Raw genomic sequence first — 25,549 nt, 5'->3', positions numbered from 1 at the left:
CAAAGGGAAGTTAGGGAATTAAGTTTAATTTTTTGTGCAAAGGCGAAATGTTCTGCCCTTTAGCAACAAAACCACACACGTTTTGAGGTTTGCGGTCGAAGACTTTCTGCGCGTCTTCTTTTGAATCAAATTCGGCAAAAATACAAGCACCAGTGCCCGTTAACCGAAACGATGCATATTCTACCAATTCTTGAACAAGATCTTCAACCTCTGAATAATGATCTCGCACAACTTTTTCGCAATCGTTTGCCCATTTATTCTCTAACAGTTCTGCTAAACTACGTTTTGGCGTATTTCGAGGCAAATTAGGGTCATTAAAAACGACGGCAGTCGAAATAGAAACACTCGGTTTTAACACCACAAACCATTTTTCTTCCGGCTCACAAGGTGTTAACACTTCGCCGACACCTTCTGCAAAAGCCGCAACGCCTCGCACAAAAATCGGTACATCCGCACCTAAGCTCAGTCCTAGTTCTGCAAGCTCTTCAAGACTTAAGCCTGTTTGCCAAAAATGATTTAATCCAACCAGTACGGTTGCCGCATTCGATGAACCTCCGCCAACGCCACCACCCATTGGTAAACGTTTGGTTACGCCGATTTTGGCACCTTTCGTACAAGCGGTATGATTTTGTAATAATTTTGCAGCTCGATAAATTAAGTTCTGCTCTTTTTCGACTCCTTCAATTTCGTTTAACAATTCAATTTCACCGCTCTGATTTACTTCCAGTGAAATTTCATCGCCAAAATCTAAAAATTGAAATAAGGTTTGTAACTCGTGATAACCGTCTGTGCGTCTGTTAGTAATGTATAAAAAAAGATTTAACTTAGCCGGGCTAGGTAAAGTGACTTTATTCATTAATACGTCCATTGATCAATACGAATTTTTAAGGTTTGTTGACCATTCTCTAATACGATTAACTTCGGTAAGTTCGGTTGGCGATCTTCGTGATATTCAACATAGCTCGCTTGCCACACTTGACCATTAATCAGATAACTAAATTGTGAAAGTTGACGTTTTTCATTCACAATATAATTACCGTTTTTTTCCGGCTGACCTTTTACCCAATAGGCAAATTGATCAATCGGAAACGAAACGCCGATAATTTCTTCCATCAGCGCATCAACATCCGCTTCCGTACGTGAGCGCCCTTCGCTGTCCGAAACGGTTAATCCTCGTTGAGTACGATGTAATTTCATCGACTTTGTCGATAAATTTGATGAAAGCTCTAAGCCGAAATTATTTACTGATTGGTATTGCCAATCAAAGTGTGAAGAAAAACGCTCTTCAGGTGAAATGTACCCGAATTGCCCTTTTGCTTGATAACGCTTAATTTGCGCTAATTGATTAAGATGTTGCTGCCATTTGGCATCAGCATGTGGGATTTGTGCGGTCGGTGTCTGAACAGTTGTAGGTGCATCTAACACCGAATTACAGCCCGTTAACACTAACATCGCGCCGAGCGAAACTAAAAAAGAAAATTTTTTCATAGCGAACCTTTTATAACGTGAGTGGCTATTCTACCTTATAAGCGGTCTAATTCTGTTAAAAATTTGTAATTTTTTAGCCATTTTTGACCGCTTGTAAAAAACGAAAAGTCTCCCGAAAGGGAGACTTCGTTCGATTAGCTAAATTGAAGGCTATGTAATTGTTTATAAGCCCCGTTTTGTGTGAGTAATTGAGTGTGAGAACCACGTTCGATAATTTGTCCGTGATCGACGACTAAAATTTCATCAGCCTTTTCAATCGTAGATAAGCGATGAGCGATCACAAGCACGGTTTTATCTTTTTGTAACTCAGCAAGTGCCGCTTGAATTGCACGTTCGGATTCCGTATCTAGTGCAGAAGTCGCTTCATCTAATACCAATACCGGCGAATTACGTAATAAAGCACGGGCAATCGCTAAACGTTGACGCTGACCGCCCGAAAGGCTGGCGCCGTTTTCGCCGATCACCGTATCTAAACCGTCATCAAGCTTCTCAATAAATTCCATCGCATGTGCCGCTTTCGCCGCAGCGATAATTTGCTCACGACTATATTTATCAGTAGCTGCATAAGCGATATTATTGGCAATCGTGTCATTGAATAAGTGCACTTGTTGTGAAACCACCGAACATTGTTCACGTAAATTCGCTAATTTATAGTCTTGGATATTTACGCCATCCAATGTAATTTCACCTTCATCAATATCATAAAAACGCGTTAATAGATTTGCAATTGTTGATTTGCCTGAGCCGGAACGACCGACCAATGCCACTGTTTTACCTTGCGGAATAGCAAAAGAAATGCGATATAATGCACGTTCGTCTTTACCTTCATAACTAAACGAAACATTATTGAATACCACATCACCTTTTGCTCGTGTAACTTCGTGAGTACCAAGATCTTTCTCTGTTTTCAAATCGAGGAATTCAAATAACGTTTGACAAGCCGCCATACCACGTTGGAACTGTGAATTCACATTCGTCAACGATTTTAACGGACGTAACATTGCCATCATAGATGAAAACACCACGGTAAACGAACCTGCCGTAAGATTTTCACTCATCACTTCAGGGAATGTCGCTACATATAAAACAACCGATAAAGCAAAAGACGCAATTAATTGCACAACGCCATCTGAAATCCCATCTGCCGAAACGATTTTCATCCCTTTACAGCGCATATCATTACTTACCCGATCAAAACGCTCTTTTTCAACTTGCTGACCGCCGAATGATAAAACAACCTTATGCCCTTTTAACATCTGTTCGGTAGTTACGGTTAATTCACCCATTGAACTTTGGATATGACGGCTCAATTTACGGAAACGTTTTGACACAATACCGATTAATATACCGATGACGGGCGCCATAACAAATAACACTAACGATAATTGCCAACTGGTGTAAATCATCACCACAAATAATGAAATTAAATATGCCCCTTCACGCACGATAGTGACTAAAGCGTGTGAAGAAGAAGTCGCAACCATTTCCGTATCATACGTTACACGAGAAAGAGAGCGTCCAACCGGATTTTGGTCAAAATAACTGACCGGCATATACATTAAATGTTGGAAAATATTACGACGTAAAGTCATCACAACATTGCCCGAAACCCAAGCTAAACAATAGCCGGCAATATAGTTCGTGATACCTCTCACTAAAATAAATACCACGACTAACACAGCCATAAGTTTTAAAAAACTGTGATCTGCCTGACCAAATCCTTGATCCAACAACGGTTTTAAGAGATAGATAAGCCCCGAATCTACCAGTGCATTCAGCACTAGCGCGATTGCCCCGACAACAAGTCCCCACTTATAAGGCGCAATCGTTGGAAATAAACGTTTAAACGTTTTAAAGGTCGAAAGATCTTTTTCTTGCATAATGTCCATTCTTAATTTTCAAAAATCGGGGCATTGTACCCTGAATTGAATGAGATACCAAATTAATAGAATAAAGCTAATACAAGTCTGAACACGAAAGGCGCTAAAACGGACGAAAGTACGCCACTTAATACCAATGCGATAGAACTATAGCTGCCGGTTTTAACACTGTATTCCATACAACGTCCTGTACCTAACGCATGAGAAACTGCCCCCATCGTTAAACCAATAGCACGGACATTACGTACGCCAATATAGTGTAAGAAGCTAAATCCAAATACTGAGCCCAACAGCCCAGCAACCAGCACGCCAACCGCTGTTACTGCGGAACTTGCACCAATTTGGCTTGAAATCGCAATTGCTATCGGCGTAGAAACCGATTTAGGTACAATTGCCGCAAGAATAGACGGACTTGCGCCCAGTAACACGGCAAATAATACACCGGTTAACATGGTACATACGCTTCCAAATACAACAACCGCTAAAATAGGACGCCATTTTTTACGAATTTGCGGTAACTGCTCATAGAATGGTAAGGCGAGCGCTACAACAGATACACCAAGTAAATTGTTGATCGGAAAATTGCCCTGATAATATTCCGCATAAGGCACTTTACCCATCACAATCACTAAAATGACGATTGCCAAAGCAATCACAAAAGGATTAAGTACGGACGAACGTAACTTTTGGCTGATACGCTGCCCAGCAAGAAAGGCGAAAATAGTTAAGAGAGAATAAAAATATATCATATTACCTTCTTCTATTATTTACGGTGAAAAATCCATTGCGCAAACAGTCCAATTAAGACTAAAGAAACTGCGGTACTAAGTATATTGGCGAACACAAATGAGGTGAAATGTACCTGTAAAGTATCAAGATGTTCGATAATTTCAGCACAGATAGGAATAAAGAAGATCGTCATATAACGTGTTAACGGTCTTGCGCTTGGCGTTACCCATTCAACTTTTACAACACCGATAACTAAACAGCTAAACAGTAATAGCATTCCCCAAATACTATCGGAAATACCAATCGGAATCAGAATGCTAAGTAATTTTCCAGCGTATAGCATCGCAAAGAGTAACGCTAAGGAAATCAACATTCTGAGCATACGAACAATCATGTGAGTATCCTCCAAAATAAGCGGTCAGATCCGCAAAAAATTTTGCAAATTTAACCGCTTGCTCACTAATTTTTTAAGAACTGAATCACTTTATTTAAATCACGTGTTCGTGTTGACGGCGGCAAACTTTTCAGGAACGTTTGACCATAATTCCGCATCACTAAACGTGAATCACAAATGATCACCACGCCTCTATCGGTTACATCACGAATTAATCGCCCTACGCCTTGCTTAAGCGTAATCACCGCTTCCGGAATTTGAATATCGTTAAACGGTTCTCCACCTTGTAAACGACAATCTTCCATACGGGCTCTTAGCAGCGGTTCATCCGGCGAAGTAAATGGCAGCTTATCAATAATCACCAATGATAACGCATCACCTCGCACATCAATTCCCTCCCAGAAACTTTGGGTGGCAACCAATACGCTATTTTCTTCCGCAATAAACTTTTCCAATAAGCGGGCTTTGCTAGTTTCCCCTTGCAATAACACGCTTAATTTACTATGTTCACGCAGAAAATCCGCTAAACCTCGCATCATAAAATAGGAAGTGCAAAGCAAAAAGCAACGACCGTTATTAGCTTCAATAACGGGCATCAACATTTTGCCTAATTCAGTTAAGGTGTGTGATTTATTGGTATCCGGCAAATAACGAGGCACACAAAGCAAAGACTGATTCGCGTAATCAAAAGGGCTTTGCAGCACCAATTGTTCCACATTCTCAATGCCTAGACGCTGACAGAAGTGATCAAATTTGCCTCCAACTTCAAGCGTTGCTGAAGTAAATACCCAACCAATTTGCTGATTTTTGAGTTGTTCGCCAAATTTGTCTGCCACAGTTAACGGCGTGATATGTAAACCGAAAGAACGTCCGTTGGCTTCATACCAATAGCAATAGCCAACGACAGTAGTATCGCTCAATTTTTTTAATTGAACTTTGACTTCCGCCAATCTTTCGAAAATTTTATCGAGCGTTTCCGAGCGTCCGAGTGATTTTTTAATCACATCGCTTAAAAAATCAATGTTTTCCGCAACCTTAGTTAAACCGTCCACTACTTTTTGGTCGTTAAACAACTCTCGCAAATTACCACGAATCGTACCTTCCGCCCCCATCAACAAACGAAAATCTTGTACCACTTTTTGTAAGTGATCCGCCGCTTTGCCTAACTGAGCGAGGTCTTTCAATTCGGTACGGTAAACAATATTAGTATCTTTACAAATATCGAATAGCTGACGAGAACTTAGCGATTGACCAAAATATTGGCTGGCGATATCCGGCAATTGGTGTGCTTCATCAAAAATGATCAATTCCGCCTCTGGGATTAACTCACCGAAGCCGGTTTCTTTGACCGCCATATCAGCACAAAACAGATGATGATTGACCACCACCACATCCGCTTCCATAGCTTTGCGGCGAGCTTGCACCACATAGCAATCTTTAAAATGCGGACAGTCCGAACCTAAGCAACTTTCTGCAGTACTCACTAACTGCGGTAAAATCGGGCTATCTTCCGCAATCGTGATACATTCGCTTAAATCGCCGGTTTTAGTTGAAGTATGCCATTTGCTGACTTTCGATAAATCCGCTAATACTGATTTATCTCCCAGCACGCCCATTGCCACCACTTGATCCAAGCGTTCTAAGCAAAGGTAATTGGCTCGCCCTTTTAATAAAGCGACTTTACCTTTATATTTTAAAGCTTTTTGAATAGTAGGCAGATCTCGATTAAATAATTGATCTTGCAGGTTTTTAGAACCGGTCGAAACAATGGTTTTTTTGCCGGAAAGCAATGCTGGTACCAAATAAGCAAAAGTTTTACCTGTGCCTGTCCCTGCTTCCACCACAGTCGGTGTCGCAAATTTTACTGCTCTTCCGACCGCTTGCGCCATCTCTAGTTGAGCGGCACGAGGACGAAAACCTTGAATATTGTTACTTAATAAGCCTTCTTCACTGAAAGCATGAATGATTTTATTGTCTAATTTGTTCATATATATAAAAAGCATTAAGGCTGCCTGCCCAAAATGAGCAAACAGCCTTTTTATTATAATACTGTATAAATATTTAGCCAATTTTTTTGTAAATTATCCTTTTAAACTGCTTTTAAAAGCTTCAGATGCTATATCAACGCTTCATTTTTGTGTAGAATAGCCGCCTTATAATTTTTAAGCTTATTTCAGGATAACAGATGAGCATTGTTGAATTTCTTAGTTATGGTTCGGTTCTTATTCTTATTCTTTCATTTTTTATTAGAGATATGATAACTTTGCGTCTCTCTAATATCGTTTGGGGATTAGGATTTGTGCTTTATGGTTTTACAACCAAAGCTTATATTGTGGCAATTTTAAACATGATCATTGTAGGTTTAAACGGCTACTTATTTGCAAGAGAGCGTCAGTAATCGACCACTTATCATTTCAAACTTTATTAACGACAACACTTCCAAAAACAAAAATTTGCACCTTAGTAAACCCCAACCACTACTAAGGTACAAATTTTTTCTCTAGCTAACCCAATAATTTATCTATTATTTATGTGCGATAAGTCGCATTTTTCATTGCTGTCACAAAATTTGCCAATTCTGCCAGTAAACGCGTTTGATTATCTAAATGACTTTCAATAATTTTCACAATCGCCGATCCGGAAATCGCACCATCACAGCCAAGCGCTAATGCTTCTTTGACTTGTTCAGGTTTAGCAATTCCAAAGCCTTGCAAAATCGGGGCGGAATTTGACCGCTTGAGGCTTTCAATAAGGTTATCTAAATTTTTAGCGTGAGCTTGGTTCTCGGCACTGGTTACACCGGCACGAGAAACCAAATAGGTATAGCCCTCAGTTAAACGTGCAATACGTTCAATCGTTGCCTGATCCGCATTCGGCGGACAAATGAAGACTGATTGAATACCATGTTTTTTAGCAGTTTGCGTAAATTCTTCGGCAGCAAGTACCGGCACATCAGCAATTAACACTGCATCAACGCCGGTTTCGGCACAGCGCTTGAAAAACACTTCTTGGGTTGGTACGAAGACTAAGTTAGCACAAAGCAGCAAGCCAATCGGAATTTCAGGATATTTTGAGCGAATTTTTGCAATCATTTCAAAACAGGCATCGGTGCTGTAACCACCGTCTAATGCACGTTTATTCGCAGCTTGAATCACCGGCCCATCTAACAGTGGATCAGAAAAAGGGAAACCGAGTTCTAACGCGTCTGCACCGTTAGCAATCAGTGTTTCGATAATCTCAAATGAACGATCAAAATCCGGATCACAGAGGGTAACAAACGGCACAAATGCCCCTTCGTTTTTTGCTTTTAAATCAGCAAACAAAGTATCAAAACGGCTCATATTAGTTTCCCCCATTTAAAATTTTATCTACAGTAAAAATATCTTTATCGCCACGCCCTGAAAGATTGACTACCAAAAGTTGTTTTTTATCCGGATTTTGTGCAATTAATTTCAGCGCATAAGCCAATGCATGTGAACTTTCTAATGCCGGAATAATGCCTTCATGTTGTGCTAATGCCTGGAAAGCATCTAACGCTTCTTGGTCGGTAATTGAGGCATACTCTGCTCGTCCAATTGAATTGAGGTAAGCATGTTGCGGCCCGACTGATGGGAAATCTAAACCTGCCGAGATCGAATAAGATTCCTCGATTTGTCCGTCCTTAGTTTGCATAATTGGCGATTTCATTCCGAAATAAATCCCGGTTGTACCATGTTTAAGCGGTGCGCCATGTTCGCCGGTTTCAATCCCTTTGCCAGCCGGTTCTACACCGATCAATTGCACGTCTTTTTCCTCAATAAAATCTGCAAACATACCGATTGCATTCGATCCGCCACCTACAGCTGCAATTACGGCATCCGGTAAGCGGTTTTCTTTTTCTAAAATTTGGCGTTTCGTTTCTTCGCCAATCATTTTCTGAAATTCTCGCACCATAGTCGGGAAGGGGTGCGGGCCTGCCGCCGTACCAATTAAGTAATGGGTTGTTTCATAGTTTGCCGCCCAGTCACGCATCGCTTCACAGCAAGCATCTTTTAATGAGCAAGAGCCTTTTTGTACCGGAATCACTTCTGCACCCATCAAACGCATACGGAATACATTCGGTGATTGGCGTTCCACATCTTTAGCCCCCATATAGATCACACAAGGTAAATCTAACATTGCACACGCCAATGCAGTTGCCACCCCGTGTTGTCCGGCACCGGTTTCCGCAATAATGCGAGTTTTGCCCATACGTTTTGCTAACAAGGCTTGTCCTAATACTTGGTTGGTTTTATGTGCGCCGCCGTGTAATAAATCTTCACGTTTAAGATAAAGTTTGGTTTTACTTCCTTTGGTGAGATTACGGCAAAGCGTTAATGCGGTCGGGCGACCGGCGTAGTTTTTAAGTAAATCGGTAAATTCCGCTTGGAATAACGGATCATTTTGTGCTTCAACAAAAGCAGCTTCGAGTTGTTTTAAGACTGGTACGAGAATTTCCGGAACATACATTCCGCCAAATTCGCCGAAGTAAGGATTAAGAAGTGTGTCTGACATATCGTGTTCTCTCTATAAGAAATATTATGTACTATTAAAATAGTACATAACTCTACGATATGCAAGTAAAAATTTCTTTTATTTAGTATTTAAAAACGGTCTGTTTTAGACCGCTTTTAGTAAGTGAACTACCCTCTTGCTACCGCAAGCGGTGAGAAAGTCTGCGCAGTCGGCATCACTTCAATACGGTTAATATTGACGTGTTCCGGTTGCTGATTCAGCCATAACACAATATTAGCAATATCTTCCGGTGCGACATAGTTCACGTTTTCATATACTTTTGCCGCTTTGTCGTCATCGCCTTTAAAGCGTACGTTCGAAAATTCCGTACCGCCGCATAAACCAGGCTCTACATTCGTTACACGCACTTTCGTACCGGCTAAATCCGCACGTAAATTGAGGCTGAATTGTTTAACGAAAGCTTTTGTGCCGCCATAAACATTACCACCCGGGTAAGGATAATTACCGGCGATTGAACCTAAATTGATGATATGTCCGCTATTACGTTCTACCATTTCCGGTAAAATCAAACGGGTAACCGTCACCAGCCCTTTAATATTAGTATCGATCATTTGATACCAATCTTTTAAATCGGTTTTATAAGCTGGTTCCAACCCTAACGCTAATCCGGCATTGTTGACTAATAAATCGACTGTTTGCCAGCCTGCCGGGCGATTATTTAAGGCTTGAGTGGTTGCCTCTTCATCGCGAATATCAAATGCAAGCGGTAAGAAATTATTACCTAATTGCGAATGTAGCTCGGCAAGACGTTCTTTACGTCTGCCGGTACCAATCACTTTATAACCTGATTTAATCAGTAATTTACAAATGGCTAAGCCAAATCCTGCTGTTGCCCCAGTGACTAATGCTGTTTTCATTGTGTTTGCCCTCTTATCATTATTAAAATTATCCAAATAACAAGCGGTCATATTTTGCAAAATTTTTACAAAATATGACCGCTTATTAGCTTAAACCTCATCAATCACAAATTCAAACCAATCTATCACATCTTTTTCGTGAATGCCGTTTGGAATGAGAATATTCGCTTTTTTTACCGATTGCGGATCGTTAGAGATCAACGGATGCCAATCAAATAACGGCTTACCTTCATAAAGTAAACGATAAGCACAAGTTTTCGGCAACCAACCGAAATCAGGCAAATTTTTCTTGGTTAATTTGGTACAATCCCGTTCAATTTTGAAACGATTCGGATAATTGGTACAACGTCCGTTATCCACGTCCAGTAAATTACAAGCGACCGAAGTATAATACAAACGCTCTCGCTTTCCTCTGCCTTGAATATATTTGCGGTAACAACATTTTCCACAACCGTCACACAATGCTTCCCATTCCGCATCATTCATTTCAAGTAGGCTTTTTGTCTGCCAAAAGTTTGGCGTTAATTGATTCGTCATCTTTTTTTGTTAAATAGCTGTTACAGTTCTTTATTTTAGATAGATTTTAGCATATTCTAGCGTAGTTTTAAAAAGCAAACGTTTGCCACACTGGAGGATGAATGAAAAGCGATGTAGAAATTGCTCAAGCTGCCATTATGCAGCCGATTAATAAAATTGCGGAAAAATTAGGTTTAAATGCCGATCAAATTGAACAATACGGCAAATATAAAGCAAAAATTAACCCTACAGATGCGTTTAAATTACCGGCTAAAAACGGTAAATTAATTTTAGTGACTGCGATTAACCCGACGCCGGCAGGCGAAGGCAAAACGACCGTCACTATCGGTTTAACCGATGCGTTAAATCAACTTGGTAAAAATGCTGTGGTTGCGGCACGTGAGCCGTCGTTAGGTCCGGTATTCGGCGTGAAAGGCGGTGCGGCCGGCGGCGGTTATGCACAAGTGTTGCCGATGGAAGATATCAACCTACACTTTACCGGCGATTTCCACGCCATTACCAGTGCCAATAACCTCTTAGCAGCGTTATTGGATAACCATATCTACCAAGGCAATGCGTTAAATATTGATACCAAACGTGTGTTATGGCGACGTGTTATTGATATGAATGATCGTCAATTACGTAACGTATTGGGGGGTTTAGGCAATCCGACCGATGGCGTGATTCGTCCGGACGGTTTCGATATTACCGTAGCTTCAGAAGTGATGGCAATTTTCTGTTTAGCGAAAGATCTTGCTGATTTAAAAACGCGTTTAGGTAATATCTTAGTCGCTTACACTAAAGATAAACAGCCGGTTTATGCGAAAGATTTAAATGCGCATGGGGCAATGGCGGCATTATTAAAAGATGCGATTAAACCGAATTTAGTACAAACGATTGAAGGCAGCCCTGCCTTTATTCACGGTGGCCCGTTTGCCAATATCGCTCACGGTTGTAACTCGGTTACCGCAACACGTTTAGCATTACATTTAGGTGATTATGCAGTAACAGAAGCCGGTTTCGGTGCGGACTTAGGTGCAGAAAAATTCTGTGATATTAAATGCCGTTTAGCTGATCTTAAACCGGATGTGGCGGTGGTCGTTGCCACGGTAAAAGCGCTGAAATATAACGGCGGTGTTGAAAAAGCGAATTTAGCTGAAGAAAATTTAACCGCTTTACAACAAGGTTTACCTAATCTGCTTAAACATATCAGTAACCTCAAAAATGTATTCGGCTTACCGGTTGTGGTCGCATTAAACCGCTTTGTGTCAGATACTGATGCAGAATTAGCCCTAATTCAGACCGCTTGTGCGAAACAAGGCGTGGAAGTATCGCTCACTGAAGTTTGGGGTAAAGGCGGCGCCGGTGGTGTGGACTTAGCACAAAAAGTGTTAAAAGCGATTGATGAACAAGAGAACCGTTTTAATTTCGTCTATGACGTAAATGAAAGCGTGCAAAACAAGATCAAAGCGATCGCACAAAAAATCTATGGTGCGGATGATGTGAATTTTAGTGCCGAAGCCTTAGCGGAAATTAAAAATCTGGAAAAATTAGGTTTAGATAAATTACCGATTTGTATGGCGAAAACACAATACTCATTAAGCGATAATGCCAAATTACTTGGTTGCCCAAGCGGTTTTACTGTTACCGTACGTAGTATTAGCGTCTCTGCCGGTGCCGGCTTTATCGTTGCGATTTGCGGTAGCATTATGCGTATGCCGGGCTTACCGAAAGTGCCGGCGGCAAATCGTATTGATGTGGATGAAAACGGTTTGATTACCGGTTTATTCTAACCATAACGCTTACAAAAATCCCCGCCAAATGCGGGGATTTTTTATAGGAACATTTGCAAAATAGCGGTAAAAAATGACCGCTTGGATTCGTACAATCTATTAGATTTAACGAATCACCACTGCCGTGCCGGTTGCGACCACAATAAACATACCTTTATCGCCGCCCATTGATTGATATTCCATTGAAACACCCACCACTGCATTGGCACCGACACGTTTCGCTTCTTTTTCCAATTCGGCTAACGCTTCTTGTCTGGCACTATTTAACTTGCTTTCGTAAGCGCCCGAACGCCCGCCAATCACATCGGTAATACTCGCAAAAAAATCACGAATAAAATTCGCACCGGAAACCACTTCGCCAAACACTAAACCTTTATATTCAGTGATTTGATGACCATCAATTGTTGGTGTGGTGGTAATAATCATATTTTCTCCTCGTAAACGTGACTTCGCTTACTTTAGTAACTGTTGTTTTAATACATCCAATGCAATCGCACGGTGTGAAATTTGCTTTTTCTCGCTGGTTTCCAACTCGGCAAAACTACAATTTTTAGGCGGGTAGAAAAACAGCGAATCATAACCAAAACCGTTTTGACCGCGTTCTTCACGTAAAATTTCACCGAAACATTCGCCTAAGGCAATTTTCGGTGTCGGATCAGTTTCGTGTTGCAGAAAAACGATACAACTTACAAATTTCGCCCCACGTTTTTCATCCGCAACATTTTGCAGTTCGGCTAATAATTTTTTGCGATTTGCCTCATCATTGCCGTCTTCACCTGCATAACGGGCGGAATAAAGCCCCGGTGCGCCACCCAGTGCGTCTACAGCTAAACCTGAGTCATCTGCAATTGCCGGTAATCCGGTCATTTTTGAAGCATAACGTGCTTTTAACAACGCATTTTCAACGAAAGTCAAACCGGTTTCTTCCGGTGATTCAATACCGAATTCACTTTGCGCCACCACATCAAAGCCAAATTGCGCTAATACATCCGCCATTTCTTTGACTTTACCTTTATTTCCTGTGGCTAACACGACTTTAGTTTGTTCCATTTATGATCCTTTTGCAAAAATTTGATAAAAAATGACCGCTTATTCAATGCCTTTTTGATAAGACATCATCAATAACGTACGCCATTTGTCCTGCCCTTGTTCATCTTTGCCCATATTGGCAATATGCGGAAATCTGCCCCACTGTTCAAAGCCGTGCTTACGCATTAGATTTTGGCTGATTTGATTCAATTCGAACACGTATGCCATCAGAGTATGAATATTATGTTTCAGCATTTCCGCTTGCATAAACTTGATGATCTTCGAACCGTAGCCTTTACCTTTAGCACTACCGTCTAAATAAATACTAATTTCAGAGGTATGCACAAACGCCGGTCGCTCGTAAAACGGCGAAAAGCTAAACCAGCCGGCAATGCCGTTTTCGTCTTCTACCGTCCAAATCGGGTATTGTTCGCTGGTTAAATGAAAATCAAACCAAGCTCGGCGATTAATCGGGGTCGCCAATTCCAAATCCGCCGTAATTTGATGAGTCGGAATCGCTTGATTGTAAATATTTAAAATGGTTTCGAAATCCGCTTCCGTCGATTTTCGAATCTGCATTTAGTGCCTTCCTTTATAAAAATTATGCGGTAATCATATTTGGTAATACAACCATGACCTCAACACCACCTTCCAAACGGTTCTTGATACTAAACTCGCCTTTTAACTCAGCGGTGCGTTCTTTCATGATCGTCAGCCCATAATGCCCTTCCGGCTCAATATCGCTTGCAATGCCTTTGCCGTTGTCACGAATAATCAAGCAATGTTCACCATCCGCATTAGTTTCAGCAATCACATCGATTGCGCTCGCATTAGCGTGTTTAATCGCATTAATCACCGCTTCACGCACAATCTGTAAAGCATGAACTTGTTGCTGCGCACTAAAAATTTGTGAAGGGAGTTTACAATTCAGACGAATTTGAGCCGATGTTCGAATACGTAATGAATCTAATACTCGCTCCAATGCATGAGTAAGATTAGCCTCCTCAATAGTCAAACGGAACGTAGAAAGTAACTCTCGTAACTGACTATATGCTTCATTCAGCGCTTTTTCAAAGTCATCTAAGATCGCTTTTTGTTTTTCCCAATCTTGTTTGGTTTCACCATTACGTTTTAATAGACTCACTTGGATTTTAAAAAACGTCAGTGATTGCGCTAATGAGTCATGCAGTTCTCGTGCAATAATTGAGCGCTCTTCCATCAATACTAACTGTTGTTGCTGTTTCTGCACTTGCACAACATACAGGCTACGCCCAATCATTTCCGATACGTTTTGGATTAAACGTTCATCAGGACACAATAACGATGGTTTCCAACGTAATAACGCAATTTTCTCGTTTTCTATGGCGATTTCGTTATAACGCCAATCTTGTGCCGGTGCATTATCAATGGTCACATTCCAATAATCCGCTCCATACACTTGAATCTCAATTCCACGTAATTGTTCATTATCAAGCACAGTTTGTAACACTTGAAATAAGACGTTTTGATTAACCGGCTTTGCCGTTAACAGCTGAGAACATTGGAATAATACCAACAGAGAACGATTTACCGACATCAAACGGCGGGTCTTATCCTCAACTTTCTCTTCAAGAGAAGCATATAATTTAGCTAAATCGCTTGCCATTTGGGTAAATGCGGAAGAAAGAAACCCTAATTCGTTCGGCTCATTTACCGCTAGCTGAATATGGTCAAAATCTTCGTTTTTTACTTGTTGGCTTGCTGTCACTAGCTGGTCAAGCGGTCTAATAATGCGTTTTCGAGTGTACCATACGCCAAAATAAGCTAAGGCAATAATCAATAGCATAGAAACCGCAATCACGCCAATTGCCACCTTTAATTTTAGCTCAACAAATTCTTGTAACAACCATACGAAATTATTAACTTGGTTCGCATACCCCTCAATATTGGCTTCATAAGAGCTTCTATCTCGCTTAACGATAAAAGATTCCATTTCTTGCCAGCTTTCTTGCAGCTTGACATAAGCCTCTGTAACTTCTTTCGGTAACAGGCATTTATGCGCTAAAGAATCTTGAATTTCAGGCGAATTCAAACTTTGACGATATTCATTTAAACGAGTCGGAATAGATTGCGGATGATGCTCCATTTCGTAGAGGAAACGATAACTCTGCATCCGCAATGAGCCGGAAACATTAATCAACCCCGCATCAGATTTATTACTCCACATAATGCCTAATGAAATACCACTAATTAAAGAGGCAAACGCGATCATGACGAGAAAATAAGATCCAATGCGGCGAGCAATAGAATACTTAGGATGATTAACCAGTTTATTCATTATAAATTAAGTAATTCCGTTAATTCTTTGGCAATACTGTCTTCATTATTTGAGCCGATTGTTTTATCCGCACGTTGCTGAACTTCAGCCTCAGAACCACCCATTGCGATACCTAAACCAACCAGTTCTAACATAGAAATATCATTGAAATTGTCACCAAATGCAATTACGTTTTGCGGATCAATTCCTTCAATTTTTAGCAATTCTGCCAACATTGCGCCTTTACTATTACCGACACTGGTAATATCCACTCTATCCACCCAAGACCATTCCGGGCTAAATTGATCAAGCGGTAATTTTTCAACAAAACTTTGCATTTTAGCTAAGTCCGTATCACTAATTAACACTTTCCAAACCGTAGTACCTTTATCAATCTCTTGCTGAAATTTCTCAACTTGATGAACATTTGGACGCACAGCTTCCGGACAAGATTGTACCCATTTTTGAAACTTGGTGAAATGCGGATTAAGCTGCTCATAAGTCATTGCATCACGAAAATATACCGCCGTATGAATACCCAACGCTTGCGCTTGATTAATTAAACCGGAAGCTTGCTCTGCAGTTAATGGGTTACCTGACAGCACTTTATCATGTTGAAAATCATATAAATAAGTACCATTGCAGCAAACAACTGGCGTATCCAAACCAATTTCCGCATAGTAAGGACGAACGGCCGTATGATGACGGCCTGTTACAAAGAAAATTTTTACGCCTTTCTCTCGTGCCTTTTGAATGGCTTGCTTACTCGATTCTAAAATAACCGCATTTGGTGAAAGTAAAGTCCCATCTAAGTCAAAAGCAACCGCTTGATAACGCATAAAAATTCTCCTATTACAGGGTGGTAAGAAAAAATAAGGGCAATCAAAATTGATTGCCCTTATATTTTACTCTATGTTCTCACGAAACAGTAGATTATTTATTACTGTTATATTGTGGAGTTTGGTAAAGTGGCGTTGGACCGTTAGGACCTGCAACATTACCACCTTCGTTTTGTTTTAACACGCCACCGTTTGCAGAAATTTCTACACGACGGTTAGGGCGTAAACAATCACGTAATGCTTGACCTGACTCACCATCACACGCTTTAACTTGGCTTGCTTTACCATAACCAACAGCATTAATTTGTGCTGTTACGCCTTGTTGAACTAAACGTGATTTCACCATGTTCGCACGACGTTGTGATAAATCTAAGTTATATTTTTCTGAACCTAAGCGGTCTGTATAACCTGCAACTTTAACTTGTTGCGCACCAGATGATTTTAATTGTGTCGCAACACTATCAACAACTTCTTTACCTTTCGCAGTTAATGTGTCTTTATCGAAATCGAATAAGAAGTCACCGCTTAAGTTAAATGATGAGTTACCATTACAGCCATTCGGATACCAGAAGAAACTTTGGGCATTCATATTTTTGTCAAATAAGATTTTGTATTGACAAATTTTGTGCACGCCATTCTCACGATAGTTAAATGCATAATCCCACTCACGAACGCCATATAAGCCTTCTTCAAAGTGTGGGCGACCGATTAGGTTATATAATTGGTCTTTGTTCATACCACGTTCGATTTGACGAACGTTTTCCCAGTTTGGCCATGAACCGAATTGTGAACCATCATGGTTGAATTCTGATTCAGAGATTTTTGGGAATACTGGATTTTCTGTCGTACCTTCATCAGTCACTTTGCTTAAGTTACCACAAGCAGCTACGGCTAATGCGATACCAGATAATAACAATCCGCGAAAAACAGTCGTATTTTTCATCGTTGGTTGTTCCTTGTTAGATTAAAAACTTCATTCATATGTTCTAAATACCATCCATCGGTATATAGGCGAGCAGATTTTACAACACAATATTATTTTATTCTAGGGTTAGAAATAGAATAAACTAAATAATTAATGTCTCGACTCTTAATTGTAAATTTTTATTCCCTCTAAACTCATTTATATCAAGTTTGTAAACCAATTTAACTTGTTTAATCGATAAATCAGGAAAATAACGCAAATCGGCATTAAACCAAATTGCATCAAATAATCCACCGTTAGGTTGCTCGACCATTAACTTTAAGTGTTTACCACCTAGTATACGCTGTTGCAATAAACGAAATTCACCTTCAAACGTAGGCTCTGGGAAGTTTTGTCCCCAAGGCCCCGCCTGCTGTAATAATTCCGCTATTTCGATATTTAATTCAGATGGTGCTAATTCCCCATCCGTATAAATGACACCTTGTAATTGTTCCGGTTCAATTATTTCATTAATAATTTCATCAAATACTTTTTGAAAACGTAAAAAATTCTCTTGATGAATTGTTAAACCTGCTGCCATCGCATGCCCACCGAATTTAATAATTAAATCCGGATATAATGAATCTATACGTTCTAATAAATCACGCATATGTAATCCGGCAATTGAACGTGCCGAACCTTTCAAATATTCACTGTTTTCACCCTCTTGTGCAAACGCAATGACCGGCCGATGAAATTGATCTTTAATACGTGAAGCTAAAATCCCGATCACACCTTGGTGCCAATCCGGTTGATATAACACAATACCGTGCGCTTGTTCTTTTTGCATCAAACTCGGTAAATTTGCGCAAATTGCCAAGGCTTCCGTCTTCATTTCTTGCTCAAACTCTTTACGGGTTTGGTTGAGGCTATCCAATTCAAATGCTAATTGACGTGCAATCTCCATATTCTCTGCAATGAGCAGTTCTACGCCTAACGACATATTTTCCAAACGTCCTGCCGCATTTAAACGAGGGGCAATTGCAAAACCTAAATCGCTAGCTTGTAGAGAAGATAAATCTCGCTTAGACACTTCCGCTAAAGCACGAATACCTGCTCGACAATGCCCCGAACGAATACGGTTTAATCCTTGATGAACTAAAATTCGGTTATTATGATCAAGCGGAACCACATCCGCTACTGTTCCCAATGCAACAAGATCCAATAATTCCGCTAAATTAGGTTCTTGCTCTTTAAAGCATCCTAATTCACGCATTCTGCCTCGAAGTGCCAACATCACATAGAACGCTACCCCCACTCCGGCTAAAGATTTTGAAGGGAAAGTACAATCCGCCAAATTCGGATTCACCATCGCATCCGCATTCGGCAAGCTTTCTGCCGGTAAATGATGATCGGTAACTAAAACTTTGATACCGTGCTCTTTTAGAAAATCAATTCCTTCAAAGGAAGAAATACCGTTATCCACTGTCATCACAATATCTGCACCTTTGGCTAATACCATTTCAGCAACCGCCAGACTTAGACCGTAGCCTTGTGAAAAACGATCCGGAATCAGATAATCAACCTTTTCAAAGCCTAATTGACGTAATGCCAAAATTGCCAATGATGTACTGGTTGCACCATCCGCGTCAAAATCTCCAACAATAATAATGCGTAATTGTTGCTTATAGGCATCTACCAACAACTCAACCGCCGCATCAATATTCGCTAATTGATGGGGTCTATGTAAAAATTGCAAGGTTCGCTCTAACTCCTGAGGCGAAGAGATACCACGACTTTGATAGAGTCGATTTAGTAAAGGATGTTCTGATAATTTTATAGATGTGAGTTTAGATCGTTGTTTGATTAGCTTTTGCACTGGATTTTCTTCTTTTCGTTATAAATAAAACAAGCGGTATAATTTTGCAAAAATTTTACAAAATCAGACCGCTTGTATTCAAGAACTTAATGCTATTCGCTTAGCATTTTGAGTAATTCTTTCGGCTCAACGTACCCTGCAATTAATTGTCCGCTACTATCAACCATATTTGGTGTCCCTGTTACGCCAAATTTAATCCCAAGCTCATAGTGTTTTTTCACAATATTTGGTATTTTAACTTCTTTTGGTAAAGTACCGTTTTCCGCATCATTTAACGCTTTTACTTTATCGGTTGATGTCCAAATCGCTTCCATTTGTTTCGCTGTTTGAGTATTCATACCACCACGAGGGAAAGCAAGAAAACGAAGCGTAATACCTAAATCGTTATATTCTTTAATACGTTGGAACATCAAATGACAGTAGTGACACGTAATATCCATAAACACAGTCACTATATGTTTTTCATTCTTCGCCGGATAAATAATCATCTCTTTTTCTAGAGAATTTAAATCAGCAAGTAAGGATTTATTAGTAATATCAACCGCTTTGCCGTTTTTCAGTTCAAAAATCTGACCTTGAATCACAAAACGTCCATTCTCACTAATTTGAACTACTCCCTCATTTGAAACTGCAGTTCTAAAACCTGGTAATGCCGAATCACTGATTTTAACATTCGTTGCCCCCATTCTTTCTAACGTGCGTTTGAGGCTTGCATCATCAGCCATTACTGATGTACTTAATATGGATAGACCTAATAATGCAATCGCATTTTTTTTCATTGTAAATTCCCTAAAAAATTAAAGTTTAAGCTTCGCTTCTACAGCTTTTGCCCGTTTTAAGAAAGATTGTCGTTCTTTGCTTGCCATACCTGAACTGGAACCAGGTAATTTTACCGTCATCGGGTTAACCGGTCGTCCATTAATATGGAATTCATAATGTAAATGCGGACCAGTTGATCCACCAGTATTTCCTGAGAGCGCAATACGCTCACCTTTTTTCACGTTCTGCCCTACACGTACAAGCGTTTTACTTAGATGCATATACACGGTTGTAATATGTCCGTGCCGGATCTTAATATAACGTCCTGCTCCCCTTGCTTGATAAGCGATATGCTCCACTACACCATCACCCGGGGCAATAATCGGAGTTCCTGTCGGCACACCGAAATCCACACCGTTATGCGGTCTCACTCGACGTGTGATCGGGTGAACCCGTCTAGGGTTATAAGATGATGAAACTCTCGCACTGAACAACAATGGAATACGAGCAAAACCTTTGCTTAAGGTCTCACCATGGCTGCTATAGTAACGTCCGTTATCTGCCTGAATCGCATAATAACGTTTTTTACCGCTTACAATTAAAATTCCTTCAACATTACCGACATCCGTTACCGTGCCATTAATGTATTCACGTTTTACTAAGATCGCAAAACGATCGCCTTTTTTAAGTTTATTAGTTGCAATTTGTGATTGTAATCCGACCGCTAATTGATTGACTTGGCGTTCAGATAACCCTACGTTTTTAAGACTTGTTGCAAAACTTCCATCAATCGAACCTCGCACAACATCTTGTCGCCATTCACCTTTTTTCTGTATCTTTTGAAAAACCCATTTACCGTTATCTTTACGCTCATAAATACGTTCTTCTTTTTCAGATACCAACCAGTTCATATATTCCAATTCACCGTGGTTATCTAAGATCCAGTAAAATTGTTGTCCACCATCTAAATTAGCAAGCTCAGGGAAGCGCTTGATCATTGCTCGCGCAACACTTATGCCTAAACCAGACTGCTCTAAAACGTCTTTTAATTTATCGCCGCGACCGACGGTATAACTAAACTGATCTTGAATGCGTAATGCTTCATCGGCAACCTCTAAGATTTCATCTAATACCTTCTCCGCTTCCGGCGATAACTTTTCTTCTGGCTTTTCAGTTTCTTTGTTAACTGTCGTGCCTTCTTGTCCTTCTACTTCATCATCCTTTTCATTGAGCAAATCTTCATAAGAGGTTGCATTAGCATCTTCCGCGCCAACCTCTTCTGCTGAATTAGGATCAGTTTGTTCATTATCCGTTGTTTGATCCCCTGCCGCCACATCAGCTTGTTCCGGCTCATCCTTATGTTTTTCAGTTTGTTCATCAAGCACAACATATTGTTCTTGATTTGTTGCGCTGCTAATGGATGGTTGATTTTTTAAAGCAAGTACAATACCGATAAAAATCGATAACAGCGCCATAAAGAAAAGTAATCCCTTCAAACGGGATTTCTTTCGACGACGATCTCTTGCTAGAATAACGTGTTGCAAAATATGTCCTATATTATCTTTTACTTATTACAAAAAAATTCGACAAAAGTTCTTTTAGAAAATTCATTCTTGTCAGCATCACAAAAATCAGCTAACTTGTTCGCCTTTATATTATACCCTTAATTTTTTTAAAATAATGCAAATAAAACAACTTACTCCTGTACCGCAGCCTAAAAAAAAGGGCGAGCCTCTTGTAGAACTTCAACAAATTGAAGTAAGTTTCGGTGGTCAAAAAGCTTTGCAAAATATCAATTTAACGGTATATGCGAATTCTATTACGACGATTGTCGGCCCAAATGGCGGCGGAAAATCGACGTTACTTAAAGTATTACTCAAGTTACTTGCTCCAACCAAGGGCAAGGTTATTCATCAAAAAGGGCTTAAAATCGGTTATGTGCCGCAAAAATTGCATTTGGATCATTCAATGCCAATTACGGTGCAAAAATTTCTATCACTAAAACCGAACTGCTCTGCACAAGCGATTCAAGAAGCTCTTGCACTCTTTTCTATTACGCATTTAGCAGAAAATAGTATGCAGAAATTATCCGGCGGTGAATTGCAGCGCGTTTTACTTGCTCGAGCTATTTTAGATCGCCCGCAATTATTAGTTTTAGACGAACCGATGCAAGGGGTGGATATTACAGGGCAAACCGAACTCTATCAACTATTAAATAATACTCGTTCGTGGTTAAATTGCGCAATTTTGATGGTTTCGCACGATTTAAACATCGTAATGGCAAATACTGATGAAGTTTTATGCGTGAATAAGCATATTTGTTGTGCCGGCACACCGGAAATGGTGACCAATGATCCGCATTTTATCCATTTCTTTGGTGACCAATTTGCCAAAAATGTTGCCTTTTATTCTCACCACCACAACCATCATCACAACTTACACGGTGATGTCTGTAGCGGACAATGCCATTGCAGTCATTAGTGTTAAATATAAATATAAGCGGTCTTTTTTAGCATTTCTTTTGCAAATTTTTCGCCAAAAAAGACCGCTTATTTGTTATCAATCTGTTAAAAATCTGACTTAGCTCACATTCTTCACTTAAATTTTTAGGCATAATAGCATCATTGATTTATAAATCGCCTAATAGCATGGTGTTTTAATCCATTTTATTTATATTAGCGTATATAATACTCGTCATAACTCAATAAACACACAAATATACAAGGTTAGGTCTGTATGCAACATAAAAATTTTGAAGACTGGTTAGCTTCCTCACCTTTCGGTGGTTCTAACCAAGCTTATGTTGAAGAAATCTACGAACAATATCTTGAAGACCCAACTAGCGTTGATGCTAGCTGGTGTACCATCTTTGATACCCTTCCGAAAACGCAAGTCGTAGAACAACCCCATTCGCAAGTGCGTGACTATTTCCGTAAACTCGCCCGTGAAAATGTCCCGGAATCCGTTACGGTTATCGATCCGGAAGCCAGCGCCAAACAAGTTCGTTTATTACAATGGATTAACGCTCACCGTTTCCGTGGTTATCTTGAAGCAAAACTCGACCCTCTTGGTTATTATCGTTGGAAAACCTCTCAAGTACCTGAATTAGATTACCGCCATCACGGTTTTACCGATGCGGATCTAAATGAAACCGTTACGATTGGTAAATATGTTTATGGCAAAGAAACAATGAAATTTAGTGATCTTGCCGATGCATTAAAACAAACCTATTTGGGTACAATAGGTTTAGAGTTTATGCACGTGCAAGATATGGAACAACGTAACTGGCTACAAGCAAAAATTGAAAGCACCTTAAATAAACCGTTGTTCTCGCACGAAGAAAAAGTCAATTTACTTACCGAATTAACCGCTGCTGACGGTCTTGAACGTTATCTCGGCGCAAAATTCCCCGGAGCAAAACGTTTCTCACTCGAAGGTAGCGATGCATTTATTCCAATGATGAAAGAAATCATTCGTCATGCTGGTCGCCAAGGTATGAAAGACGTGGTGATGGGGATGGCGCACCGAGGCCGTTTAAATATGTTGGTAAACGTATTGGGTAAAAAACCGGCGGAATTATTTGATGAATTTGCAGGCAAACACGCCGATGATAACCGTACTGGTGACGTGAAATATCACCAAGGTTTCTCATCTGATTTCGATGTGGACGGCGAACGTGTGCATTTAACCCTTGCATTTAACCCATCGCATTTAGAAATCGTAAGCCCTGTGGTTATCGGTTCGGTACGTGCACGTCAAGAACGTATACGTGACACTGAGTATAATAAAGTCTTAGCTGTTACCGTACATGGCGATTCGGCTGTTGCTGGTCAAGGCGTAGTACAAGAAACCTTAAATATGTCTAATGCTCGAGGTTATAAAGTTGGCGGTACGATTCGAATCGTGATCAATAACCAAATCGGTTTTACCACCTCTAACCCGAACGACACTCGTTCAACCGAATTCTGTACTGATATTGCCAAAATGATTCAGGCACCGATTATTCACGTTAATGGTGATGATCCTGAAGCAGTCGCATTTGCTGCCCGAATGGCAGTCGAATATCGTACCTTATTCAAACGCGATATTTTTATCGATCTGATTTCTTACCGTCGTCATGGTCATAATGAGGCGGATGAACCGTTAGCTACACAACCAATGATGTATAGCATCATTAAAAAACACCCGACACCGCGTAAAGTCTATGCAGATCGTTTAGTTGCCGAAGGCGTATTAAACCAAGATCAAGCCACTGAAATAATGAATAACTATCGTGATGCGTTGGATAACGGTGATCGTGTTGTACCGGAATGGCGTGAGATGGATATGGCGGCGGTTGATTGGTTGCAATACCTCAATTATGACTGGACAGCACCGTATGAAAGCAAATTTCCATTAGATCGTTTCCAAACTCTAGCAAAACGTGTATGCGAATATCCTGAAAGTTTACGACCACATTCTCGCGTCGAGAAAATCTATAACGACCGTAAAGAGATGTACGAAGGTAAAAAATTATTAGATTGGGGTATGGCGGAAACGATGGCATACGCTACCCTATTAGATGAAGGTACGCACGTGCGTTTATCCGGAGAAGATGCCGGTCGTGGTACATTCTTCCACCGCCATGCGGTTGTACATAACCAAAATGACGGTACAGGTTATGTACCGCTTGCTCATTTACACGCAAATCAAGGGCGTTTTGAAGTGTGGGATTCGGTACTTTCCGAAGAAGCGGTATTAGCCTTTGAATATGGATATGCGACAACCGACCCGAAAACATTAACCATTTGGGAAGCACAGTTCGGTGACTTTGCCAATGGCGCACAAATCGTTATCGACCAATTTATCAGCTCTGGAGAACAAAAATGGGGCAGAATGTGCGGTCTAGTGATGTTGCTTCCACACGGTTATGAAGGACAAGGTCCGGAACACTCTTCCGCTCGTCTGGAACGTTACTTGCAGCTTTGTGCCCAACAAAATATGCAAGTTTGTGTACCAAGTACACCGGCACAGGTTTACCATATGCTCCGCCGCCAAGCGATTCGCAAAATGCGTCGTCCATTAGTTGCGATTTCACCTAAATCGTTATTACGCCACCCATTAGCGGTTTCTTCCTTAGCAGAATTGGTTGATGGCGAATTCCAAACGGTGATCGGCGAAATTGACAGTAATATCAAGGCGAAAAAAGTGAAACGTGTTGTGATGTGTTCAGGTAAGGTTTATTACGATTTACTCGAACAACGCCGCCAAAACGAACAAACTGATGTAGCGATTGTTCGTATCGAACAACTTTATCCATTCCCATATGAGGATATGAAAAAAGTATTAGAACCTTACGTACATGTAAAAGACTTTGTTTGGTGTCAAGAAGAGCCGCTTAATCAAGGCGCATGGTATTGCAGTAAACATAATTTTGAAGCATCAGTCCCAGAAAAAGCGAAGTTAACTTATGCAGGCCGTCCTGCATCTGCATCTCCTGCGGTGGGCTATACTTCATTGCATACTCAGCAACAAAAACAATTAGTGGCAGAAGCTTTAACGCTTTAACAAATAAGCGGTCAAATTTCAGCAAAATTTTGCAAAAAAATCATCAAATTCGACCGCTTGCAAAATTATCGGCACAGCTAAAACA

The 25,549-nt window shown here is 40.4% G+C and carries 23 protein-coding genes; 4 read left to right on the top strand and 19 right to left on the bottom strand.

Annotation, left to right across the window (positions count from 1 at the left end):
• Positions 1-10: 10 nt before the first annotated feature.
• From ispE to ASU1_RS02840, 6 genes are all read right to left on the bottom strand, one after another.
• The gene (gene ispE, locus ASU1_RS02865) at positions 11-856 is read right to left on the bottom strand and encodes a 4-(cytidine 5'-diphospho)-2-C-methyl-D-erythritol kinase (protein WP_014991365.1); all 846 of its coding nucleotides are present in this window, start codon (positions 854-856) and stop codon (positions 11-13) included.
• A complete protein-coding gene (gene lolB / locus ASU1_RS02860) occupies positions 856-1,488 on the bottom strand; it encodes a lipoprotein insertase outer membrane protein LolB (protein ID WP_014991364.1) in 633 nt (210 codons plus the stop codon). Before lolB ends, ispE begins: the two co-directional genes overlap by 1 nt.
• A gap of 134 nt (positions 1,489-1,622) precedes the next feature.
• Positions 1,623-3,368, bottom strand: coding sequence for a lipid A ABC transporter ATP-binding protein/permease MsbA (msbA, locus tag ASU1_RS02855; protein WP_014991363.1), 1,746 nt, complete (start codon positions 3,366-3,368; stop codon positions 1,623-1,625).
• Positions 3,369-3,430: 62 nt separating this feature from the next.
• Complete coding sequence (locus ASU1_RS02850; RefSeq protein ID WP_014991362.1) at positions 3,431-4,117, bottom strand: LrgB family protein; 687 nt, start codon at positions 4,115-4,117, stop codon at positions 3,431-3,433.
• A 14-nt stretch (positions 4,118-4,131) separates the two neighbouring features.
• Entirely contained in the window at positions 4,132-4,491 is a 360-nt protein-coding gene (locus tag ASU1_RS02845) for a CidA/LrgA family protein (RefSeq protein ID WP_014991361.1), read from the bottom strand.
• A gap of 65 nt (positions 4,492-4,556) precedes the next feature.
• On the bottom strand, positions 4,557-6,479 hold the full coding sequence (locus ASU1_RS02840) for a DNA repair helicase YoaA (RefSeq protein ID WP_014991360.1): 1,923 nt from the start codon (positions 6,477-6,479) through the stop codon (positions 4,557-4,559).
• A gap of 197 nt (positions 6,480-6,676) precedes the next feature.
• Between ASU1_RS02840 and ASU1_RS02835 the strand changes: the two genes are divergently transcribed.
• Positions 6,677-6,889 carry a hypothetical protein gene (locus ASU1_RS02835; protein WP_014991359.1) on the top strand — a complete coding sequence of 71 codons (213 nt, stop codon included), beginning with the start codon at positions 6,677-6,679 and terminating at the stop codon, positions 6,887-6,889.
• Between the two features lie 130 nt (positions 6,890-7,019).
• On the opposite strand, the gene trpA is transcribed toward ASU1_RS02835, so the two are convergent.
• The 4 genes from trpA to ASU1_RS02815 all read right to left on the bottom strand — a co-directional run bounded on the left by trpA (position 7,020) and on the right by ASU1_RS02815 (position 10,439).
• Positions 7,020-7,832, bottom strand: a complete 813-nt coding sequence (gene trpA, locus ASU1_RS02830) for a tryptophan synthase subunit alpha (RefSeq protein WP_039194978.1) — start codon at positions 7,830-7,832, stop codon at positions 7,020-7,022.
• 1 nt (position 7,833) lies between these two features.
• Positions 7,834-9,024 carry a tryptophan synthase subunit beta gene (trpB, locus tag ASU1_RS02825; protein ID WP_014991357.1) on the bottom strand — a complete coding sequence of 397 codons (1,191 nt, stop codon included), beginning with the start codon at positions 9,022-9,024 and terminating at the stop codon, positions 7,834-7,836.
• 128 nt (positions 9,025-9,152) lie between these two features.
• Positions 9,153-9,902 (bottom strand): SDR family oxidoreductase, encoded by a 750-nt coding sequence (locus ASU1_RS02820; protein ID WP_014991356.1) that lies wholly within the window; start codon positions 9,900-9,902, stop codon positions 9,153-9,155.
• Positions 9,903-9,992: 90 nt separating this feature from the next.
• The gene (locus ASU1_RS02815; protein WP_005596597.1) at positions 9,993-10,439 is read right to left on the bottom strand and encodes a YcgN family cysteine cluster protein; all 447 of its coding nucleotides are present in this window, start codon (positions 10,437-10,439) and stop codon (positions 9,993-9,995) included.
• 101 nt (positions 10,440-10,540) lie between these two features.
• Between ASU1_RS02815 and ASU1_RS02810 the strand changes: the two genes are divergently transcribed.
• Positions 10,541-12,211, top strand: coding sequence for a formate--tetrahydrofolate ligase (locus ASU1_RS02810; protein WP_014991355.1), 1,671 nt, complete (start codon positions 10,541-10,543; stop codon positions 12,209-12,211).
• A gap of 105 nt (positions 12,212-12,316) precedes the next feature.
• Here the strand turns inward: ASU1_RS02810 and ASU1_RS02805 are convergent, their stop codons facing one another.
• The 9 genes from ASU1_RS02805 to mepM all read right to left on the bottom strand — a co-directional run bounded on the left by ASU1_RS02805 (position 12,317) and on the right by mepM (position 21,392).
• Positions 12,317-12,637, bottom strand: a complete 321-nt coding sequence (locus tag ASU1_RS02805; RefSeq protein WP_005600559.1) for a YbjQ family protein — start codon at positions 12,635-12,637, stop codon at positions 12,317-12,319.
• Between the two features lie 27 nt (positions 12,638-12,664).
• Positions 12,665-13,261, bottom strand: coding sequence for an RdgB/HAM1 family non-canonical purine NTP pyrophosphatase (gene rdgB, locus ASU1_RS02800; protein ID WP_014991354.1), 597 nt, complete (start codon positions 13,259-13,261; stop codon positions 12,665-12,667).
• Between the two features lie 39 nt (positions 13,262-13,300).
• Entirely contained in the window at positions 13,301-13,819 is a 519-nt protein-coding gene (locus ASU1_RS02795; protein WP_005596590.1) for a GNAT family N-acetyltransferase, read from the bottom strand.
• A gap of 22 nt (positions 13,820-13,841) precedes the next feature.
• Positions 13,842-15,557, bottom strand: a complete 1,716-nt coding sequence (narQ, locus tag ASU1_RS02790) for a nitrate/nitrite two-component system sensor histidine kinase NarQ (RefSeq protein ID WP_014991353.1) — start codon at positions 15,555-15,557, stop codon at positions 13,842-13,844.
• The gene (locus ASU1_RS02785) at positions 15,557-16,375 is read right to left on the bottom strand and encodes a pyridoxal phosphatase (RefSeq protein WP_014991352.1); all 819 of its coding nucleotides are present in this window, start codon (positions 16,373-16,375) and stop codon (positions 15,557-15,559) included. The genes narQ and ASU1_RS02785 overlap by 1 nt, the downstream gene beginning before the upstream one ends.
• A 94-nt stretch (positions 16,376-16,469) precedes the next feature.
• Positions 16,470-17,318 (bottom strand): OmpA family protein, encoded by an 849-nt coding sequence (locus tag ASU1_RS02780; RefSeq protein ID WP_014991351.1) that lies wholly within the window; start codon positions 17,316-17,318, stop codon positions 16,470-16,472.
• A gap of 124 nt (positions 17,319-17,442) precedes the next feature.
• The gene (gene recJ / locus ASU1_RS02775) at positions 17,443-19,158 is read right to left on the bottom strand and encodes a single-stranded-DNA-specific exonuclease RecJ (RefSeq protein ID WP_039194972.1); all 1,716 of its coding nucleotides are present in this window, start codon (positions 19,156-19,158) and stop codon (positions 17,443-17,445) included.
• Between the two features lie 92 nt (positions 19,159-19,250).
• Positions 19,251-19,937 carry a bifunctional protein-disulfide isomerase/oxidoreductase DsbC gene (dsbC, locus tag ASU1_RS02770; protein WP_039194970.1) on the bottom strand — a complete coding sequence of 229 codons (687 nt, stop codon included), beginning with the start codon at positions 19,935-19,937 and terminating at the stop codon, positions 19,251-19,253.
• An 18-nt stretch (positions 19,938-19,955) separates the two neighbouring features.
• A complete protein-coding gene (gene mepM / locus ASU1_RS02765) occupies positions 19,956-21,392 on the bottom strand; it encodes a murein DD-endopeptidase MepM (protein ID WP_014991348.1) in 1,437 nt (478 codons plus the stop codon).
• 205 nt (positions 21,393-21,597) lie between these two features.
• Here mepM and znuC point away from each other — a divergent pair, with 205 nt between their 5' ends.
• Positions 21,598-22,398, top strand: coding sequence for a zinc ABC transporter ATP-binding protein ZnuC (gene znuC / locus ASU1_RS02760; protein ID WP_014991347.1), 801 nt, complete (start codon positions 21,598-21,600; stop codon positions 22,396-22,398).
• Positions 22,399-22,653: 255 nt separating this feature from the next.
• The gene (gene sucA, locus ASU1_RS02755) at positions 22,654-25,464 is read left to right on the top strand and encodes a 2-oxoglutarate dehydrogenase E1 component (RefSeq protein ID WP_014991346.1); all 2,811 of its coding nucleotides are present in this window, start codon (positions 22,654-22,656) and stop codon (positions 25,462-25,464) included.
• The last annotated feature ends 85 nt before the right edge of the window (positions 25,465-25,549 follow it).

The organism is Actinobacillus suis ATCC 33415, from assembly GCF_000739435.1.
GTDB classification, from domain to species: domain Bacteria; phylum Pseudomonadota; class Gammaproteobacteria; order Enterobacterales; family Pasteurellaceae; genus Actinobacillus; species Actinobacillus suis.
This window is presented reverse-complemented; position numbering and strand designations above follow the sequence as displayed.